At 31.7% G+C, this 17,255-nt stretch carries 22 protein-coding genes; 5 read left to right on the top strand and 17 right to left on the bottom strand.

Annotated features, from left to right (window positions below; translation table 11 throughout):
* The first annotated feature begins 20 nt into the window (after positions 1 to 20).
* The 4 genes from NRK67_15975 to nusB are packed head-to-tail and all read left to right on the top strand — an operon-like array spanning position 21 to position 1,633.
* The gene (locus NRK67_15975; protein UUV18764.1) at positions 21 to 386 is read left to right on the top strand and encodes an Asp23/Gls24 family envelope stress response protein; all 366 of its coding nucleotides are present in this window, start codon (positions 21 to 23) and stop codon (positions 384 to 386) included.
* 51 nt (positions 387 to 437) lie between these two features.
* The gene (amaP, locus tag NRK67_15970) at positions 438 to 956 is read left to right on the top strand and encodes an alkaline shock response membrane anchor protein AmaP (protein UUV18763.1); all 519 of its coding nucleotides are present in this window, start codon (positions 438 to 440) and stop codon (positions 954 to 956) included.
* A 2-nt stretch (positions 957 to 958) separates the two neighbouring features.
* Positions 959 to 1,171 carry a DUF2273 domain-containing protein gene (locus NRK67_15965; protein UUV18762.1) on the top strand — a complete coding sequence of 71 codons (213 nt, stop codon included), beginning with the start codon at positions 959 to 961 and terminating at the stop codon, positions 1,169 to 1,171.
* A 12-nt stretch (positions 1,172 to 1,183) separates the two neighbouring features.
* On the top strand, positions 1,184 to 1,633 hold the full coding sequence (gene nusB, locus NRK67_15960) for a transcription antitermination factor NusB (GenBank protein UUV18761.1): 450 nt from the start codon (positions 1,184 to 1,186) through the stop codon (positions 1,631 to 1,633).
* Positions 1,634 to 1,721: 88 nt separating this feature from the next.
* On the opposite strand, the gene NRK67_15955 is transcribed toward nusB, so the two are convergent.
* The 13 genes from NRK67_15955 to NRK67_15895 form a co-directional block, all read right to left on the bottom strand.
* Positions 1,722 to 2,597 carry an aldo/keto reductase gene (locus tag NRK67_15955; protein UUV18760.1) on the bottom strand — a complete coding sequence of 292 codons (876 nt, stop codon included), beginning with the start codon at positions 2,595 to 2,597 and terminating at the stop codon, positions 1,722 to 1,724.
* Between the two features lie 48 nt (positions 2,598 to 2,645).
* On the bottom strand, positions 2,646 to 4,325 hold the full coding sequence (locus tag NRK67_15950; protein ID UUV18759.1) for a sensor histidine kinase: 1,680 nt from the start codon (positions 4,323 to 4,325) through the stop codon (positions 2,646 to 2,648).
* Positions 4,326 to 4,404: 79 nt separating this feature from the next.
* Positions 4,405 to 4,749 carry a metalloregulator ArsR/SmtB family transcription factor gene (locus NRK67_15945; protein UUV18758.1) on the bottom strand — a complete coding sequence of 115 codons (345 nt, stop codon included), beginning with the start codon at positions 4,747 to 4,749 and terminating at the stop codon, positions 4,405 to 4,407.
* Positions 4,750 to 4,751: 2 nt separating this feature from the next.
* Entirely contained in the window at positions 4,752 to 5,246 is a 495-nt protein-coding gene (locus tag NRK67_15940) for a hypothetical protein (protein ID UUV18757.1), read from the bottom strand.
* A gap of 67 nt (positions 5,247 to 5,313) precedes the next feature.
* Entirely contained in the window at positions 5,314 to 6,330 is a 1,017-nt protein-coding gene (glpX, locus tag NRK67_15935; protein UUV18756.1) for a class II fructose-bisphosphatase, read from the bottom strand.
* Positions 6,330 to 6,620 carry a septum formation initiator family protein gene (locus tag NRK67_15930; protein UUV18755.1) on the bottom strand — a complete coding sequence of 97 codons (291 nt, stop codon included), beginning with the start codon at positions 6,618 to 6,620 and terminating at the stop codon, positions 6,330 to 6,332. The genes glpX and NRK67_15930 overlap by 1 nt, the downstream gene beginning before the upstream one ends.
* Positions 6,620 to 7,453, bottom strand: coding sequence for a DUF368 domain-containing protein (locus NRK67_15925; protein ID UUV18754.1), 834 nt, complete (start codon positions 7,451 to 7,453; stop codon positions 6,620 to 6,622). Before NRK67_15925 ends, NRK67_15930 begins: the two co-directional genes overlap by 1 nt.
* A complete protein-coding gene (gene nrdR, locus NRK67_15920; protein UUV18753.1) occupies positions 7,446 to 7,901 on the bottom strand; it encodes a transcriptional regulator NrdR in 456 nt (151 codons plus the stop codon). Before nrdR ends, NRK67_15925 begins: the two co-directional genes overlap by 8 nt.
* A 3-nt stretch (positions 7,902 to 7,904) precedes the next feature.
* Complete coding sequence (locus NRK67_15915; protein ID UUV18752.1) at positions 7,905 to 8,369, bottom strand: PTS sugar transporter subunit IIA; 465 nt, start codon at positions 8,367 to 8,369, stop codon at positions 7,905 to 7,907.
* 9 nt (positions 8,370 to 8,378) lie between these two features.
* Positions 8,379 to 9,068 carry a DNA repair protein RecO gene (gene recO, locus NRK67_15910; GenBank protein UUV18751.1) on the bottom strand — a complete coding sequence of 230 codons (690 nt, stop codon included), beginning with the start codon at positions 9,066 to 9,068 and terminating at the stop codon, positions 8,379 to 8,381.
* Positions 9,049 to 9,624, bottom strand: coding sequence for a hypothetical protein (locus NRK67_15905; GenBank protein ID UUV18750.1), 576 nt, complete (start codon positions 9,622 to 9,624; stop codon positions 9,049 to 9,051). The genes recO and NRK67_15905 overlap by 20 nt, the downstream gene beginning before the upstream one ends.
* A 4-nt stretch (positions 9,625 to 9,628) precedes the next feature.
* Complete coding sequence (locus NRK67_15900; protein UUV18749.1) at positions 9,629 to 10,426, bottom strand: rod shape-determining protein MreC; 798 nt, start codon at positions 10,424 to 10,426, stop codon at positions 9,629 to 9,631.
* Positions 10,427 to 11,539 carry a M20/M25/M40 family metallo-hydrolase gene (locus tag NRK67_15895; GenBank protein UUV18748.1) on the bottom strand — a complete coding sequence of 371 codons (1,113 nt, stop codon included), beginning with the start codon at positions 11,537 to 11,539 and terminating at the stop codon, positions 10,427 to 10,429.
* A gap of 220 nt (positions 11,540 to 11,759) precedes the next feature.
* Between NRK67_15895 and NRK67_15890 the strand changes: the two genes are divergently transcribed.
* On the top strand, positions 11,760 to 13,472 hold the full coding sequence (locus NRK67_15890) for an O-antigen ligase family protein (GenBank protein UUV18747.1): 1,713 nt from the start codon (positions 11,760 to 11,762) through the stop codon (positions 13,470 to 13,472).
* 69 nt (positions 13,473 to 13,541) lie between these two features.
* Here the strand turns inward: NRK67_15890 and yqeH are convergent, their stop codons facing one another.
* Genes yqeH through NRK67_15870 form a run of 4 tightly spaced genes read right to left on the bottom strand, consistent with a single transcriptional unit; the run spans position 13,542 to position 17,197 of the window.
* Entirely contained in the window at positions 13,542 to 14,663 is a 1,122-nt protein-coding gene (yqeH, locus tag NRK67_15885; GenBank protein UUV19958.1) for a ribosome biogenesis GTPase YqeH, read from the bottom strand.
* Positions 14,664 to 14,693: 30 nt separating this feature from the next.
* Positions 14,694 to 15,620, bottom strand: coding sequence for a 50S ribosomal protein L11 methyltransferase (gene prmA, locus NRK67_15880; protein ID UUV18746.1), 927 nt, complete (start codon positions 15,618 to 15,620; stop codon positions 14,694 to 14,696).
* Complete coding sequence (gene surE / locus NRK67_15875) at positions 15,601 to 16,389, bottom strand: 5'/3'-nucleotidase SurE (protein ID UUV18745.1); 789 nt, start codon at positions 16,387 to 16,389, stop codon at positions 15,601 to 15,603. Before surE ends, prmA begins: the two co-directional genes overlap by 20 nt.
* A gap of 10 nt (positions 16,390 to 16,399) precedes the next feature.
* On the bottom strand, positions 16,400 to 17,197 hold the full coding sequence (locus NRK67_15870) for a TIGR00282 family metallophosphoesterase (protein UUV18744.1): 798 nt from the start codon (positions 17,195 to 17,197) through the stop codon (positions 16,400 to 16,402).
* Positions 17,198 to 17,255 lie beyond the last annotated feature (58 nt).

The raw sequence follows: 17,255 nt of genomic DNA, 5'->3' as shown, positions 1-17,255 counted from the left end.
ATAATTTTGGAGGTGGACAGATGTCTGAATTAGGAAACATTAAAATAGCTGATGACGTAGTAAAGGTAATAGCAGCAAAAGCAACAATAGAAGTGGATGGAATCTACAAGATGACAAGTGGAGTAACTGATGAAGTGAATAAGATCTTAGGTATCAATAAGATGACTAAGGGAGTAAAGGTTGAAGTAGGAGAGAAAGAGTGTAGTGTAGATGTACATATAGTTGTAGAGTATGGTTTTCCAATCCCAGTAGTAGCTACTAATGTACAGGAAAATATAATTAAAAATATTACAGAATTGACTGGTCTTAAAGTTGTAGAAGTAAATGTCTATATTCAGGATGTTAAGGTGAAAGAAATTTCAAAAGAAGAAGTAATATTAGACTAGAGGCGTTATACGCCTCTTATATTTTTAAGGTTTAAATTTGGGGGAATGGATATGTTTATGAAATTTATTTTTGGAATAGCTTGGATAGGGATCTTCATCCTGGCTGTACTTGGGATATATATAGGGATGTTTCCGGCATACTTAGAGATATTGGATTTTAACAGCCTGATAACCAGAGGTGCTGTAGCAGGAATATCACTTGTTTATCTATTACTATTTGTAGAAAAATTGATTAATCTTTTTGAAAGACCAAAAGAATTAAGGATGAAAACTCCTAATGGAATGTTAAAAATATCTTCAAATTCTGTAAATAATATAGTGAAAGAAGTGGTAGGAGAGCATCCAAAAGTTAGAAATTTAAAAGTAAAAAATAAAACTAATGGAAAAAAATTGAAAATTTTTGTATCTATTGATATAATGTCTAGTCAGTCCCTTTCAGATGACCTTAATTTGATCCAGCAAGATATTAAAGATCGGATTGAAAGTTATTTAGATTTGAGTATTACAGAAATTGAACTTAGAGTAACTAAGTTAATTAAAGATAAATCTAATAATGGAAGAGGTGATTAATTATGTTAGAGGAATTGATAGAAAGATTAGCAATAAATAGTAAAAAATATATAGGTGGACTGATGGGATTTGCTTTTGGTTATATCTTTATAACCCATGGTATTATACCTATGATAGTAGTTATGTTGACAACTTTATTGGGGTCTATCTTTGGAGATAAGGAAAATATTAAAAAGCTAAAAAAAATATTGATTAATAGATTAAAAGAAGAATAGGAAGGGAAAATTATGAGTAGAAAGATCGCAAGAGAAGAGTTATTCAAGCTTTTATTTGAAGCTGACATGAACAAGGTAACACCATTAGAAAGATTGGAAGAATTTTTAGAAGATGGGAACAGAAGAGTGGAAATATCGGAAGATGAAGAAACTTCTAACAACGTTGAAGAACTTACTTTGACTAAAACAGAAGTGGAATTCATTAAAGAATTTGCAGCAGGAATAGACAAACACTATGGTACTATAAACCAAGAGATAGCTGAAAAGATGGATGAATGGTCGTTAGAAACTGTAGGAAATGTAGAGAGATCATTACTTAGATTTGGTGTATATGAATTGATGTACGAAGAAACTGGTTTTGAAATTGTATTGAATGAGATTATCGAATTAGCTAAAATTTATGGGGATGCAACATCACATGAATTTGTAAATGGTGTATTGGCTAAGTTTGTAAAAAAGTAGCCTCACATGTTATTTGAGCATTAATTTCCAAATATAATTTAAATAAAAAGCAGAGATTAGATAATTCTAATTTCTGCTTTTTATTTTATTACCTATTGCTTAATTTTTTTATCAGCCTTATATTTTCTTCTAAATTTTTAACCTTTGTGGTGCTGACTAAGATAGATTTGAGAGGTTCTTGTTTCATAACATACTCAAAAGCACTTTCTATCAGAGGTTTATCAGGGGATTTCAAGGTTTCGATTCTATCAAAGGTTTCCCTGTCATGAAATAAGTCATTAAATTTCCTTATATCCATTTTGGCAAATTTATATCCTTTTTTTACTTTCTCTGACAGTAACCCTTGAGCTAGAGTACTGTAAGAGATATATCCAATATCGTTACTTTGACAAAAAGGCAGGATATCTTTTTCATCATTGGTTTGTAACATATTATATTGATTTTGAATACTACTGATATCACATATATTGGACGCCTGTCTCAGATCCTCCAGCTTAAAATTAGATACGCCTACACCTTTTATTACGTTCTGTTCTTTTAACTCGCTGAGAGTCCCAAATACTGCCTCTAATGATGTTTTGTTGTCTAAGTAGTGAACTTGGTAGAGGTCGATATAGTCGGTCTTTAACCTCTTTAGAGTAGCTTCTATTTCAAACAAAATTGAATCTCTGGATATATCATGGGTAACATGTCCCCATTCATTCCATCGAAGACCAAATTTACTGGCTATAACTATATCTTTACGAATACTCTTTGTAACTTCGCCTAGGATCTCCTCTGATTTCCCAAATCCGTAGATTGGTGCAGTATCAAAAAAGTTTACACCTAGTTCAATACTCCTCTCCAGAGTTTTAATAGCTTCTTCCTGGTTAACATCTTTCCATCCGTGTTTGGATAGAGCCCAGCAGCCAAAACCCAAAAGAGATATTTCTTTATCTATATTTTTAATTTTATTATATTTCATCTTTATACCTTTCTTTGAATAACTAGTTGCACGTAATACTTTTAATTTTTATATTTCTTTATATGCAGGGAGTTTGAGAATAAAAGTCGTTCCCTGATCTTTAATAGAATCCACTCCCAGACTTCCTCTGTTAAGGTGGATGAATTCCTTTGTGATGATAAGACCTAAACCGGTACCTTTTTCATTTTCTGTTCCCAGAGTAGTCAGATGCTGATCTAGTTTAAATAACTTAGACTGAACCTCTAAATTCATTCCTACCCCGTTATCTTTAATAAATATATAGATGAACTGATCTTTTCGCTCACTATAGAGTTCAATCTTTCCAGAATTAGGAGTAAACTTTATAGCATTGGAGATAATATTACGAAAAACAGCATCTATCATATTTTTATCAGCCCAAATAAAGTGTTTATCTGAGATATTATTTGAAAACTTAATATTTTTAGACTCTAAATTTAATTTTAAAATTTGGTATGCTGAAGCAGTGAGGTCATTTATCTTAACCTTCATAGGAGAGGGTATAACATGTCCTCTCTGTATTTTAGACCATTCTAATAGATTGATTAAAAGTGCATTTATTCCCTGTATAGAATCATTGATAGAATAGATTAATTTTTTTTTCTTTGCCTCATCATAAGAATCGTATTTTCTGGTTAAAATACTAAAAATTCCAGTAATTCCAGTAAATGGACTTTTTAGATCATGGGCTAAAACAGATATAAATTTATCTTTAGTCTTATTATTTTCTATTAGTTTTTGATTTTGTAATTCTAATTTATTTTCATAAAATTTACGTTTATTGGTTTCTTTTAAAATAACCCATATAGTGATGGAGAGCATGAAAAAAATAAATAAACTGAGTAGTCTGTACCCGTCTAAAAAATGTTTTTTCATGGCAATTATCTCAGTTTCTGGGACTTTAATAACCAACCTCCAAGTAGAATCTGTATTTTCACCAAAACTTAATTTGGGCAGAAGCTTCTTAAAATCTATGGTATCGAAGGTATATAGGACATCTTTACTGAGAAGTGAACCACTATTAGAATTCATAGGGAGGAGTTCCTCTTTTTTTAAGATCTCTGTTTTTTTTGATTCATCAATTTTATTATTCTCATCTAACCCAAACCAATAGAAATCTCCTTCAGATATTAAATTTATAGATCTGTATTTTTCTAAAATATTATCAATATAAGTTTGTCTACCATAGAGGGAGATAGTTCCCAAGGGAACATTATCTTTTCCATAGATAGGTGCCATAATATTGACTATAAAATTATTTTTATAGTCTCCTAATTTGGAAAATGTAATCTTTTTAGGATTTTTTGTTAGAAATTCTTCAGGTAATTTAAGATATTCATTGTTATAATATTCTTCAATTATTACGTGATTTCTATTATTTCTTATATATCCTGCAAAATACTTATTTTTAATTTTTAGATAACTTTTTAAATAATCATGATTTTCCTTTAAATTAGATCTTCTATATAGAAGTGATCTCAACTGGGGAGTTTCAGATAAAAACTGTACGTCATCTATATAGTCAACAAATTCCCTTTCAATATCTTTTTTTATTAAGTTTAAAATCATTTTTTTCTCAGATTTCATTTTAACTATATTTTGAGATACATTTAACTGATATAAGAAAGAGATAAACATAAAGAGAGGGATGAGACTTCCTCCCAGCAAAAGCAGATAAGATTTAAATATTTTATTTTTTGATTTAGTCATCTTATCTCCTCCTCTACATTGAATTTATACTATATTAGCACAATAAGTGCAAAAACTCAACGTTTTGAGGAAGATAAAATTAATGATTATGATGTTCTAATCCCTGCAGAATTATATTTTTAACATGACTGTCATTTAGGGAGTAGTATACTATTTTTCCATCCTTTCTATTTTTAAGAACTCTGTTTTCCCTTAAAACCTTAAGCTGATGGGAGATAGAGGAGTGGGTCATGTTCAGAGTGGTTGCAATATCGCACACACACATCTCTCCCTCTAAAAGAATAGTAATAATTTTAAACCTTGTCCCGTCTCCTAAAATTTTAAAGAATTTAGCAGTCTGCTCTAGAGAAGTCTGATCTTCTAGTGTTTTTTTTGCTTTATCTACCCTGGTTTCATTGATTGAAACACATTTACAAATATCCATAATTAATCCTTTATAATTACAAATTTATCGGCAACTATCTCCTTGATAACAGATGTAAATTCTAACTTATTATTCATAATTAGAGGAAGGATAATTTGTTTTTTATCGTGGGTAATGATATCTAAACAAGCTTCTAGTTTTTTGCTCTTAGGAGCTACCATCTTACGAAGTTCAACTAATTTTACTTTATCTAACTCTATAGTAAGTTGTTTATTAATTAACTTTTTATTGACTACATCGATCTCAATCTTATAAGAACAAGACATCTTTAAGTTATACAGACCAAATAAAACCATCAAGAGGGCTAAAATATAGCCTATTGGATTGCCACCATTGGTTTTAAGAACCCAAAGTTGGAATCCTCCAATCAAAGTTATAGGAATTCCTGTTCCCAGCCAGACAATTTTTTTTGTGAAATTTAATCCGTATTTGTGCTTGTCTTTTAATACTACATTTGTGTTGTTTAATTTTTTAATAAAATCATCATAAAATAACATGTTTTTTCTCCTTATGTTTTTAGATATTAATATAGAGTGTAGAAGTTATCTACACTCTATAAAAAGTTTACTTTATAAGTTTCTTTAACTCTTCATCTTTAAAATCTAAGTTATGAACTGAATTGATATATCTGATAGTTTTAGTCTTACCTCTGATTAATAGAGTCTGAGTTCTAGCTATGTTCTTCTTTCTATTAACTCCTGTTAAAAGATCTCCGTCGGTAATTCCTGTAGCAGAAAATATAACTTCGTCATCTTTAACTAAATCATCTATAGTAAAGACATTGGAAATATCTATCCCCATCTCTTCACATCTAGATTTTTCAAAGTTAGAAATCTTATCATTTTCTAAAGAGATCCCCTTAACTTCATTTCTTAATTTTAATCTAGCCTGCATATCTCCACCAAGAGCTTTGATAACTGCAGCAGAGATAACACCTTCAGGTGCTCCTCCGATTCCGTATAACATATCTGCGTCAGAATCAATAATAGCAGTTAAGATAGAACCAGCTACATCCCCGTCAGGAATAGCAAATATTCTAACACCCATTTTTTGTAGGTCTTTGATGATCTTATGGTGTCTAGGTTTATCTAAGATAACCATAACTAATTCATCTAAAGATTTATCCAAAACTTTAGCTACGTTAGTTACGTTGTCTAAAAGTGGTAAATTAAGATCGATAGCTCCACGTGCGTCAGGTCCTACGATTAACTTTTCCATATACATATCTGGCGCTTTTAAAAAACTATCTTTATTTCCGATAGCCATAACTGCTAAGGCATTTCCTTGACCTTGGGCAGTCATACGAGTTCCTTCTACAGGATCTACAGCGATATCTACAGCGATATCCATATCTTTTCTTAGGCCAACTTTTTCACCGATGTATAACATAGGTGCTTCATCAATTTCCCCTTCTCCAATAACTATCTCTCCATTGATATGGATCTTGTTCAACATAGTTCTCATAGCGTCAACAGCTGCTTGGTCAGCTGCTTCTTTGTCACCTCTACCGACCCATTTGTGTGCTGCTAATGCGGCAGCCTCAGTTACCCTTGCAAATTCGATAGCTAGTTCTCTTTTCATTAATCTTGTTCCTCCTCGTATATAACTCTATAGATAGTTTCGTTCTTTTTCTTCATGGCTAGTTTATCCCTTGCAAATTTTTCTATATAATAAAGATTATTAAAATTATCTAATTGTAGACTTATGTCATCCATTTCACGGTGTAACTTCTCAGATTGAATAGTTGTAGCTTTTAACTCCTTCTGTAGATGATCCAGTGTCCGGTATCCACGATAAATTCTAGGAATATAGAGAAATATTCCTAGTATTCCAAGGACAATGAATATAAAAAAACCATTAATTCTTTTCATTATTTCTTACCTTCTAATTTTTTCATTAATTTAACGATATATATTCCTAGAGCAAAAATTATAATATTTGTAATTCCGCTAGATAAAGTTAAAGTAAATCCAGGCCAAATCTCCACAAGGGAAGCTACAATAAGCCCGATTATAAAATACAAAGTATTATCTCTATGAGATTTTAAAAGTTTGTCAATGATTCTAGCAAAACCAACAATACCTATGACAGCTCCGATACCTACCAAGGCAACAGGCAGTATCATCCTGCTATTTACAAATCCTAAAATATTATAATATTCTCCTAACATAACCAGTAGGAGGGATCCAGAGATTCCAGGGATGACCATAGCTCCTCCAGCCAAAGCGCCAGCCAGGATTAATTTTATACTATATCCTCCTGTCAACTGATATAAGCTGCTAGAAGTTTCACCATCACCATAGAAAGACTGAAGGATTGTAAAACCAATCATTAAAAGTAATCCAAATAAAAACCATAGTTTTCCATGTTTATTTATTTTTTTATTATCTCGATGGGTCAAAACTAGCGGCAGAGATGCCACTATCAGTCCTAAGAAGAAAAAGCTAGTGCTCTCTTTATAGTTTGTATAGAGAAAACCAATCACTTTTGCAAATACGAGTAGTCCAATGATAACCCCTATAAATATCTGTGATAAAAATTTAATAAATTCTATCTTTTTTTCTTTAGGAGCAGTGAAAAATTCTCCTACAGACTCTGTAAGTTTTTCATAGACCCCTAAAAGGAGAGCAACAGTTCCACCAGAGACTCCAGGAATAATATTAGCTATTCCAATAAAAGCACCACTGATTATATTTTTAATCACTGTTAACCATCCCCTCAATTTCTTTGATAAAAGATTTTACATCTGAAAAATCTTTATATACAGAGGCGAATCGGATATATGCAATTTCATCTAATTTTTTTAGTTTTTCCATAACCAGTTCACCTAATTCAGTACTTTCTATCTCTAGATGATTAGTTTTTCTGATAGTGTCTTCAACTTCTCCTACAAATCTTTCCAAAGCTTCCAGGTTGACATTTCTTTTAATGACAGCCCTTTCAAGACCTTTTAATAATTTGTCTTTATTGAAGACTTCCTTGATATTATTTTTTTTTATTACAAAAATAGGAATAGGTTCTATTTTTTCGTAAGTAGTAAATCTTTTACAGCAAACGACACATTCCCGTCTTCTTTTTATAGAGTTATCTGTGCTATAAGGTCTACTATCAATAACTTTAGTATCCATAGCTCCACAGTAAGGACATTCCATAGTTTACCCCTCTTCTGAACTTATGATATTTAAAATTTCTTGTGGATTTGTTGCATTTAATAATTTATTTCTAAAATTCTCATCTCTGATCAATCTTGAAATCCTAGCTAAGATCTTAAGGTATACGATGCTGTCACTAAGTGGTGAAGCAAATACAAAAAACAGCTTAACATCTTGACCGTCTAAAGATTCAAAGTTAAGTCCGTCATTAGATCTTCCAAAGGCGATAGTTAATTTTTTAGCAAAATCAGTTTTAGCATGGGGAATAGCCACACCTTTTCCTATTCCAGTACTTCCTAGTTTTTCTCTTTCAATAAGAGCTGATTCGATGACTTTAGGGTCGTCGACAGTATCTGAAGCTCCAAGTAGTTGAGATAATTCCGAAAGAGCTTCTTTTTTATTTTTAGCTTTTAAATCAAGGGAAATCATATCCAAAGTTATATAATCTGTTATTTTTGCAATGTTCATGTGGTCCTCCTAAAAATATTTTTTAAAATTTATTTTTAAATTTAAATGGTAGTTCATATAATCTTCCAAGAGTAAAATTATATTTTTAATATCATCTATACATGGATCTAGAGAGATTATATCATTTATTTTTTCATCGAATAAGTGTATAATTATAATTTTTTGAATTTCAGTTAATTTATTAGAGGTCGGGATATTATCTATTATGGAATTTTCTATATTAAAATATAGTCCGTCTTTTATATTGAACATAATTCCTTCCTCTTTAATAAGGAGAGCTAAAAAATAACCTAAAAGGAGATAATCCTTGGTAGGTTTATTATTTTTGTCCAAAAACCGAAAGGAGTTCAAAAGTAATTTGTATAAACTTGTTCGTGTTTCATTTTCAACTAAGATAGAGTTTAAAATTTCTAAGATATGAAAAGAAATATTTAATTTTTCCAAATCTTTTCTGAGATTAAAAAAAGTCTCATTCAATTCAAAAGAACTCAAGATATAGTATTCATCTTTCTTATAAAATATAAAGTTAGAGATCCCGAATAAATCAGCTCCATTAAGATGTCTTTTTTTTGATTTTCTGATGCCGCTAATATTGATATTGATCTTGCCAAAATTCTTAGTAAACAATGTCAATGCTCGATCAGCTTCAGAGTGATCCACTTTTTTTATTACTATGCCATCAGTTTTTAATAATTTCATCGAGGGAAAAATCCTTTTTAGATATAGGTATATTTATTTTAATATCTTTAATTATTAATTCTGAGATTTCAATATTTCTATCTAGTATTCTAACATGTGTTGGAAAATTAATCTCATTTATTTTTGAAAAAGATTCAAATTTTATAGTTATTCCATCATTATAGACAATTTTTTGGATTTGGTTATTAGATTTTACCACTTTAAAATCTACATCTCCGTCATATGATTTTAGGTCCCGAATAAATTTTAAAGTATAATTTTCATCTTCGTTTATTTTCTGGTTTATTGTCTGCTCTAAAAGTGGGTAATAGATAGTTTTATCGAACCCATTATATAGATAAATTTCTCCCTTGTTTATAGAAGGAGAAATCATTTTTTTTATAAGTTTATCTGGCAGATCGGCTAAAATTTCGTATTCTTTTGTTTTTGTTCGATTGTTTAAATGGCTGGTTTCAATAATTACAGCTTTAAAAGTATTAATTTTATTAAATTCATTTTTATCTTCAGCAAACAAACTCAAGCTAAATATAAAAAAATAAAGAACAAATTTTTTCATAGACTCACCTCTCTTTTTTTATAACCATAACATCTTTAAGATTAAATATATTATATGGTAATTTTACTGTTATTTGTTTAAACATCTCGTCGTTATTATCGATAGATGTAATCTCTCCTAAAAAAAGGTTTTTTTTATAGATATCACTGATACCAGAGGTAAATATTTTATCGCCTACCTGGATATTTGAGTCAGTAACAACGTATTCCAGACTGAGTATCTCATTTCCCTGGCCACTTAAAATCGAGAGAGTGTCTCCGTTTTCATTGGTAGCACTGGTATAACTTTGATTAGAAGTGATTAATTCCACTGTGGAGTGGTCATCAAAGACTTCTTTGATCCTTCCAACTACACCGAGAGTGGAAGTAACCGCCATATTTTGTTTTATATTATCATTTTTTCCTTTATCAATTGATATAGTTTCGTAAGGATTTAGTGCATCAATATAGGAAATTTGTGCTACTATAATTTTATATTTGACTTTTTTCTTCATTTGAAGCAGTTCCCTTAGATGCTGATTTTCCTTTAAAAGATTCTTATTTTCAAAGGAAATATGTTTTTGTTTTTCTATGGTTAATTCTAAGATTTCATTTTTTTTAGAGATCTCTTTGATATAAAAAAAAGTATTAAAATAATTCTGAATATTGCTGGTAGTTTTATATACTTTTAATTTGAGGGGAAGTAGCAGATTATTGGTTTTAGATATAAGAAAATCAGACCGCGAAAAAGCGGCAGTTATTAAAATAACTATGATTAAAGATAACCACCACTTTTGTTTAGTCTTTTTTTGTTTAAAATTCATCTATATTTTATCTATAATAGAAAGTAATAATTTTGTACATCCTACCATATCTTTGATTTTAATAAATTCCTCTTTAGTATGTACTTTACTCATACCTATACCTAGATTAACAGAAGGTATTCCCTTTCCATTGTAGATATTAGTGTCACTTCCACCACCAGATTTCATAGGTTTATATTCGATATTTATATCTTTACAAGCACCCTCTAAAATCTCTAAAATCTCACTACCTGCTTCGATTTTAAATCCATCATATCCCTTTACGATTGATTCTTTAAATTCTGCCCCAAACTCTTTTGCTGTCTCAGTGAAGATAGCTTTAGTTTCAGATAGTAATTTGTCTAAAACTTTACCATCAAAACTTCTAGCCTCATACATCATAGATACACTAGGCATTACAATATTTACAGCGGCTCCTCCAGTTACTACACCAATATTAGAAGTGGTGTTTTCATCTACCCTTCCTAATCTTAATTTAGTGATGGCGTGGGATGCCACTACCAATGCATTTATCCCATTTTCAGGCTCTAAACCTGCATGAGCTGGTTTACCAATGATTTCGATCTTTCCTTTCGCTGCAAATGGAGCCTGTATAGTAACAGTTCCAGGTTTACCACCTGAGTCGATGATGATTCCAAAATCAGGAGCATATTTTTCTATATCCATAGCACGAGCACCGAAAAGACCGATCTCTTCTGCAATAGAAAAGACAACTATAATCTCAGGGTGATCTAAGTTATTTTCCTTTAATTGTTTAAGCATCTCTAAGATAGCTGCAATACCAGCTTTGTCGTCTCCCCCTAAAACAGAGGTACCATCTGATTTAATGATTCCATCTTCTATAATCGGAGTAATCTTATCACAAGGTAAAACAGTGTCCATATGAGCACTAAATAATATTTTCTTTTTATTAGAACCTTTAGCTTTTAAGACACCAATGATATTACCGGCATTACCGTTACAACTTTCACCTGCGTTATCTTCAGTAACTTCAAGACCGATCTTTTCTAATTCAACTTTTACACAATCAGCCATAGCTCTTTCTTTTAGAGATGGTGATGGGATTTTAACCATATCTAAAAAATTATCTACGATTCTTTTTTCATTTATCATGTTTTCCCCCTGATATATTTAATTTTATTTTGTTTTATCTAAAGAAATTATATAATAAAAATAAGGAATTTGCAAAGGATTATGGTGTTTTAATAATTCTAATTTACTCATTTTAATAGAATAATCATAAAAAAAGAAACTGTTCCACATTGTGGATGGAAATATTAACTAAATAGAGGTATACTTTTAAAGGAAATCGAGAGTTATTAGGAGGAACTAGATGTTAAAAAAAATAAAATTATTACCGTTGATGATTATCCTGGGAGTGGTACCCTTAATAGTGAGATTAAAGATTATACCAACTCCCATAGGAAGTCTGGATTATCTGGCATATCCATTGGGAGAGAATAACTTTGATTTTTTCTCCTACTACAAGGCTGTCTTTATTGTAGCTCTTTCGACTATAGGGCTCATGTTTTTTTTCATAAAGGGTGAGGTTATAAAAACAAAATACTATATCCCTTTAATATTCATGGGGATATTAGCTAACTTATCTACAGTATTTTCTCCCTTTACATCGATAGTTTTAAAAGGGGTTGGAGACAGGTACGAGGGGATTTTTGTGTGGCTGTCATATCTGATAATAACTTTTTTAACTGTCAACTTGGCGAGGACTAAAAAAGATATAAAAATACTTTTAGGAGCAGCCTTTGCAGGGGTTATTATAATATCAATTCTAGGGAGCTTTCAGTTTTTTGGATTGGACCTATTTAAGAGTGATTTCGGTAAACACCTGATCCTGCCTAAAGACCTTTGGGGAATAGCTGACACTCTAAATTTTAAATTTGATAAATATATTATCTATGCTACCTACTTTAATCCAAACTATGGCGGGTCATTGATGGTTATGTTTTTATTCTTTGCTGCAATGACTTTTTTGAGTGTAAAGGGGAAGTTATATAATGTTTTGACTTATTTATTTTATATCCTGATCTATATAAATTGGCTGGGGTGCCGATCTAGAGCCGGTTTTTTAGCAGGACAATTCACATTGATGTTTTTTATTTTCTTTTATAGGAAAAAAATAATTAAAAAATCAAAAAAAATAATCCTGCTCATAGTTACATCTTTAATCATAGGTATAATAATGGATAATTTTTCAGAAAACTCCCTGGGTAAAAAGTTATATGATACAGAACTGTCAAAATATAATCCTATAAGAGAGATGGTTCTAAATAATCCCAATGATTTGGTGGTTACAACAGATAGAGTTTCATTAAATATTATCACAAAAGATAATAAGTTAATTTTTAAAGATGAGGAAGGCAGATTACTTTCACCTAAATTTATGAATAATCAATATAAATTTACCGATAAAAGGTATGGAAAGTTTGAAATTGAGAAAAGAAAAGAAGATTACTATAATATAGTCTATGATAAGTTTAGTTATCCTTTAATCTTAAGAAATAATGGTTTTAAAACCATTGGATTTCAGGGGAGACTTAGTGATATCCATATGGCTGATAGGGTTAAATGGATGGACGGGTATGAGACAAAGGGGAGTTCAAGAATATATATATGGTCTAGAACTATTCCAAAATTAAAACAGACTGGATTTTTAGGAGGAGGACCTGACACCTATTCTTTAATCTTCCCCCAAGAGGACAATTTTGGAAAGAGGATAGCCTTTGGAAATCCTAGTATGATAGTGGATAAACCCCATAATCTGTATTTACAAATACTCATCAATATGGGGTATCTATTCTTTATAGGCTTTGTAGTTTTTATTGGATCTTACCTGATTCAATCTGTAAAAATTTATAGAAATAGAGAATTTAATAGTTTTTATGAAGTTGTGGGCTTAGCTACAGCACTAGCTATAAGTGGTTATCTGGCTGCTGGGATGTTTAATGACAGTGCAGTATCGGTAGCACCATATTTTTGGTTTTTTATGGGATTAGGTATAGCAATAAACAAAAAGCTGGAAGGGTAACCCTTCCAGCTTTTTGTTTATCTAGAAAATATATAATTATACTTATCTGGATGCAACGTCACGTTGCTTTTATTTTACTGGCCTTTTGGGTTGGATAAATGCATCCCTTACTATAACTTCTGCAGTTTTTGGAAGGGTAACCTCTACTTTTAACGGTCCTCTCTTTACAGAGATCCACCCAAGTCCCTTAAATACAAGTTCCTCTTCTACATTTAGATCATAAACTTCAGTCTTTGTAGGTAGAGCATAGAATTCATCCTTACACTTCTCACATGGAGGAGTTATTAAAGTCCCTGTATGTTCTGTAATAAGTTTTTCTACCCTTTCTTCTTTTGTATCATGGAAAGTTACATTTTTAGAAGCAAATATACTGAATATAGGTTTCATCTCATTATCAGTCAGAACTTTAACTTTAACTAATCCACCGATTAAGATTATTTTATCCGCATTCACTTTAAATGTTTTTCTAGAGATCTCCTTAGAAGGAACGATATCCAAATGACATTTCTCGCATACCAGGTCAGATATTCTTCCAGTAGGTATCAATCCAGGAGTATCTATTATTGTAATATTAGAATCAGGGATTACATTTTTAGTGGCCTTAAGTGTAGTACCAGGATATTTAGAGATAGTAGCTTTCTTCTCTCCCAATAATCTATTTATGATACTTGATTTTCCAACATTTGTAGTTCCCATTACCATAACTTTTGCACCATGCGGGCAGAAATGGTTTATCTTTCTGATTATACCGTTAACACCATAAGTATTTTTAGCACTGACTATAGCGATATCCAGGGGAACGATACCTTCCTCTGCAAGTCTTTCCTTTACCCAGTTAGCTACTTCACTGGCATGTTTTCCTCCAGGGATTAGATCGATCTTATTGATGATTACAATAGAATCTTTCTCTCTTAAAATATCTAATATTTCATCGTCAAATGATCCTTCAAAGTCAATAATATCGAATACAGCTAAGACTATTTTAGCACTTTTAGCAGAACGCTGAACCTCTTTTCTATAATCTTCAGCAGTCATCTCCATAGGAATAAAGTCACCGTAGTTAGTTAATTTAAAACATCTTTGGCAGGTTGCACTTTTTTTTCCTTTTAACATCTCTTTAGGGACATAACCCTGTTTACTTTTATCTTCACTCTGTAGTTCAATACCACAACCGTTACATTTTTTTATTATATTACTCAAAATTTAAACCTCCGTTTATCATTACGCTTTGGCAGTAAAACTTACCCACTCTTTATCTTTTGTTTCTGAGATAACTTCGTATCCCAATGAAACTATTCTTTTCTTTATCTCCTCAGCTTTATCTTCAATTATTCCAGAAAGGATCATAAGACCGCCTTTTTTTACAACTGTAGACATATCGTTTAGTAGGAGTAAGATTACATCAGCTAAGATGTTAGCTACTACTACATCAAACTTTTTCTCTTCTACAACTTTAACTAAATCACCTTTGAATAGTTTGATACTATCCATATCTACTTTATTTAACTCTAAATTTTCTTTGGCTACTTCTACAGCCAGAGGATCGATATCAACACCCCATACTTCAGATGCTCCTAATTTATTGGCTGCAACCATAAGTATTCCAGATCCGGTACCAACATCTATAACAGAATCCCCTTCATTGATATACTCTTCCATCTGTTTGATACAAAGGGAAGTAGTCGGGTGTGATCCAGTACCAAAAGCCCTTCCAGGATCTAATTCGATTACTATCTCGTCTCCTTCAACTTCGTATTCACGCCAAGTAGGTTTTACCACAAATCTTTCACTTACTTTTTCAGGGTAAAGATATTTTTTCCAAGAATTTTGATAATCCTCTTCATCTAATTCGTAAAAATCCAATGAATAGATAAGGTCCTCACGGTCGTTAAACTTTTCTTTAAAAGTATCAACAATAAGAGCTTTTTTCTTCTCTACATACAAATTTATAGGGAAATATGCTGATACAGCATAATCTCTCTGTAAAAATATCTTTTCATCTCTATAGTAATCCAAAGAATCTCTTTCCATCGGTTCATCGATCTTAAGCCCTTGAACTCCAAACTCATAAAACAAATCGGTTATTTCTTTTTTTACGTATTGAGGCTCATCGGCATCAAATATTAATCTAACTTCTATTAATTTCATATTTCTCCTTTTTAGCATTTTCTTTAAGTAATACTCCTAATTCATTGTCATATAAATTTAACTTTACTGGTGTGATAGATATATAGCCATTTTCAACAGCTTCTAAATCTGAGTTCTCCACATGGTCACCTTTTATAGGGTGACCTCCTAACCAAAAATATTTATTTCCCTGGGAATCTTCCCTTTCTATTAATTTTTCCTGGAATTTTCTATTGCTCTGCTTAGTATACTTAATCCCTTTAATCTCTTCTGTAGGAAGGTTGGGAACATTTATATTTAAGAGGGTTCCAATAGGAAATTTTATATCTTTTATATCTTTTAAATACTCCGCTATAAATTCTCCTGCACTCTCAAAGTACAGATCATTCCCATCTACGATAAGGGAGAGAGCGATGGCATTTTTTCTCCAAAAAGTTCCCTCAGAGGCCGCAGCAAAAGTTCCCGAATAAAATAGATCGGTACCTAAATTAGCCCCACGATTTATCCCTGAGATTACAAAGTCAATATTCTTTTCATCGTATAGGTGGGTCAATGCCACCTTTATAGTGTCTGCAGGTTTACCAGAAACAGAATGACCAAATAGAGTATTATCTCTATAAACTTCCTTTACTCTCAAGGGCTGGTGCAGGGTAATCCCGTGTCCGGTACCACTTTGTTCCTCCAGGGGAGCAACTACATATGTTGTGTGACCAGCATCTTGAAGGTGATTAACTAAAATTTTTATCCCTTCAGCATAGATACCGTCATCATTTGAAATTAATATATTCATAAATTACTCCTTATAAAAAATCTGCAAAATCTAACTCTTCGATAGACATATCGACCCTCTTGATATCACTGCATTTTCCATATTGATCTAATTCTACCTCAATACCATTGATCCTTACATTGTCATTACAGATAGCAAACTTAGTCGGAAGGGAAGTCAAAAATCTAGGTAGAACTGAGTCTACAGTCATTCCAATTATCCCGTCATGAGATCCAGTCATCCCCACATCTGTAATATACCCGGTACCGCCATCTAAGATTCTGCTGTCAGAAGTCTGAATATGGGTATGAGTTCCTAGGACTACAGAAACTTTACCATCAAGGAATCTTCCCATAGCCATCTTTTCAGATGTAGCCTCAGCATGAAAATCTACGATAATATTAGTTGTTTGTTTTCTGATCTCGTCCAAAACTTCTGTTATTCTTTGGAATGGACAATCAATAGGAGGCATAAAGATTCTTCCCTGTAATGAAACAACACCTACTTTTTCCCCGGCAGGAGTTGTAAAGATGTTCCAACCTACTCCAGATACTCCCTTTGGATAGTTCAGTGGTCTTAAAATTTTATGATCGGTTTTAAGGTACTCCACCATCTCTTTTTTATCCCAAATATGGTTACCAGAAGTAATGGCATCTACTCCGATTTCATAAAATTGTTTAGCTATTTTTTCAGTTAGTCCAAATCCTGCAGCGGCATTTTCACCATTGACAACAATCATATCATATTCACTTTTCTTTCTCTCTAGATAGTCGGTTAAGATATTTCTACCTGGTTTACCAACGACATCTCCTATTATTAAAACTTTCATTTAACCCCTCTTTTCTTTATATATAATATTTATTTTTGATTTTTTTCTCACGATATCT

The sequence above is a fragment of the Fusobacteria bacterium ZRK30 genome (assembly GCA_024628785.1).
GTDB lineage: Bacteria > Fusobacteriota > Fusobacteriia > Fusobacteriales > Fusobacteriaceae > Psychrilyobacter.
The sequence above is the reverse complement of the archived record's forward strand: the minus strand, read 5'-3'. Positions and strand labels throughout refer to the sequence as shown.

What these genes read in the sequence shown, in the direction of transcription:
- NRK67_15930 (UUV18755.1), bottom strand. Translation starts at nt 6,620, where the DNA reads ATGAAAAGAATTAATGGTTTTTTTATATTCATTGTCCTTGGAATACTA.
- NRK67_15950 (UUV18759.1), bottom strand. Translation starts at nt 4,325, where the DNA reads ATGACTAAATCAAAAAATAAAATATTTAAATCTTATCTGCTTTTGCTG.
- NRK67_15965 (UUV18762.1), top strand. Translation starts at nt 959, where the DNA reads ATGTTAGAGGAATTGATAGAAAGATTAGCAATAAATAGTAAAAAATAT.
- NRK67_15955 (UUV18760.1), bottom strand. Translation starts at nt 2,597, where the DNA reads ATGAAATATAATAAAATTAAAAATATAGATAAAGAAATATCTCTTTTG.
- prmA (UUV18746.1), bottom strand. Translation starts at nt 15,620, where the DNA reads ATGAAATTAATAGAAGTTAGATTAATATTTGATGCCGATGAGCCTCAA.
- surE (UUV18745.1), bottom strand. Translation starts at nt 16,389, where the DNA reads ATGAATATATTAATTTCAAATGATGACGGTATCTATGCTGAAGGGATA.
- NRK67_15900 (UUV18749.1), bottom strand. Translation starts at nt 10,426, where the DNA reads ATGAATTTTAAACAAAAAAAGACTAAACAAAAGTGGTGGTTATCTTTA.
- nusB (UUV18761.1), top strand. Translation starts at nt 1,184, where the DNA reads ATGAGTAGAAAGATCGCAAGAGAAGAGTTATTCAAGCTTTTATTTGAA.
- NRK67_15975 (UUV18764.1), top strand. Translation starts at nt 21, where the DNA reads ATGTCTGAATTAGGAAACATTAAAATAGCTGATGACGTAGTAAAGGTA.
- glpX (UUV18756.1), bottom strand. Translation starts at nt 6,330, where the DNA reads ATGAAAAGAGAACTAGCTATCGAATTTGCAAGGGTAACTGAGGCTGCC.
- NRK67_15940 (UUV18757.1), bottom strand. Translation starts at nt 5,246, where the DNA reads ATGTTATTTTATGATGATTTTATTAAAAAATTAAACAACACAAATGTA.
- nrdR (UUV18753.1), bottom strand. Translation starts at nt 7,901, where the DNA reads ATGGAATGTCCTTACTGTGGAGCTATGGATACTAAAGTTATTGATAGT.
- NRK67_15870 (UUV18744.1), bottom strand. Translation starts at nt 17,197, where the DNA reads ATGAAAGTTTTAATAATAGGAGATGTCGTTGGTAAACCAGGTAGAAAT.
- NRK67_15945 (UUV18758.1), bottom strand. Translation starts at nt 4,749, where the DNA reads ATGGATATTTGTAAATGTGTTTCAATCAATGAAACCAGGGTAGATAAA.
- NRK67_15895 (UUV18748.1), bottom strand. Translation starts at nt 11,539, where the DNA reads ATGATAAATGAAAAAAGAATCGTAGATAATTTTTTAGATATGGTTAAA.
- NRK67_15915 (UUV18752.1), bottom strand. Translation starts at nt 8,369, where the DNA reads ATGAACATTGCAAAAATAACAGATTATATAACTTTGGATATGATTTCC.
- NRK67_15905 (UUV18750.1), bottom strand. Translation starts at nt 9,624, where the DNA reads ATGAAAAAATTTGTTCTTTATTTTTTTATATTTAGCTTGAGTTTGTTT.
- amaP (UUV18763.1), top strand. Translation starts at nt 438, where the DNA reads ATGTTTATGAAATTTATTTTTGGAATAGCTTGGATAGGGATCTTCATC.
- NRK67_15890 (UUV18747.1), top strand. Translation starts at nt 11,760, where the DNA reads ATGTTAAAAAAAATAAAATTATTACCGTTGATGATTATCCTGGGAGTG.
- recO (UUV18751.1), bottom strand. Translation starts at nt 9,068, where the DNA reads ATGAAATTATTAAAAACTGATGGCATAGTAATAAAAAAAGTGGATCAC.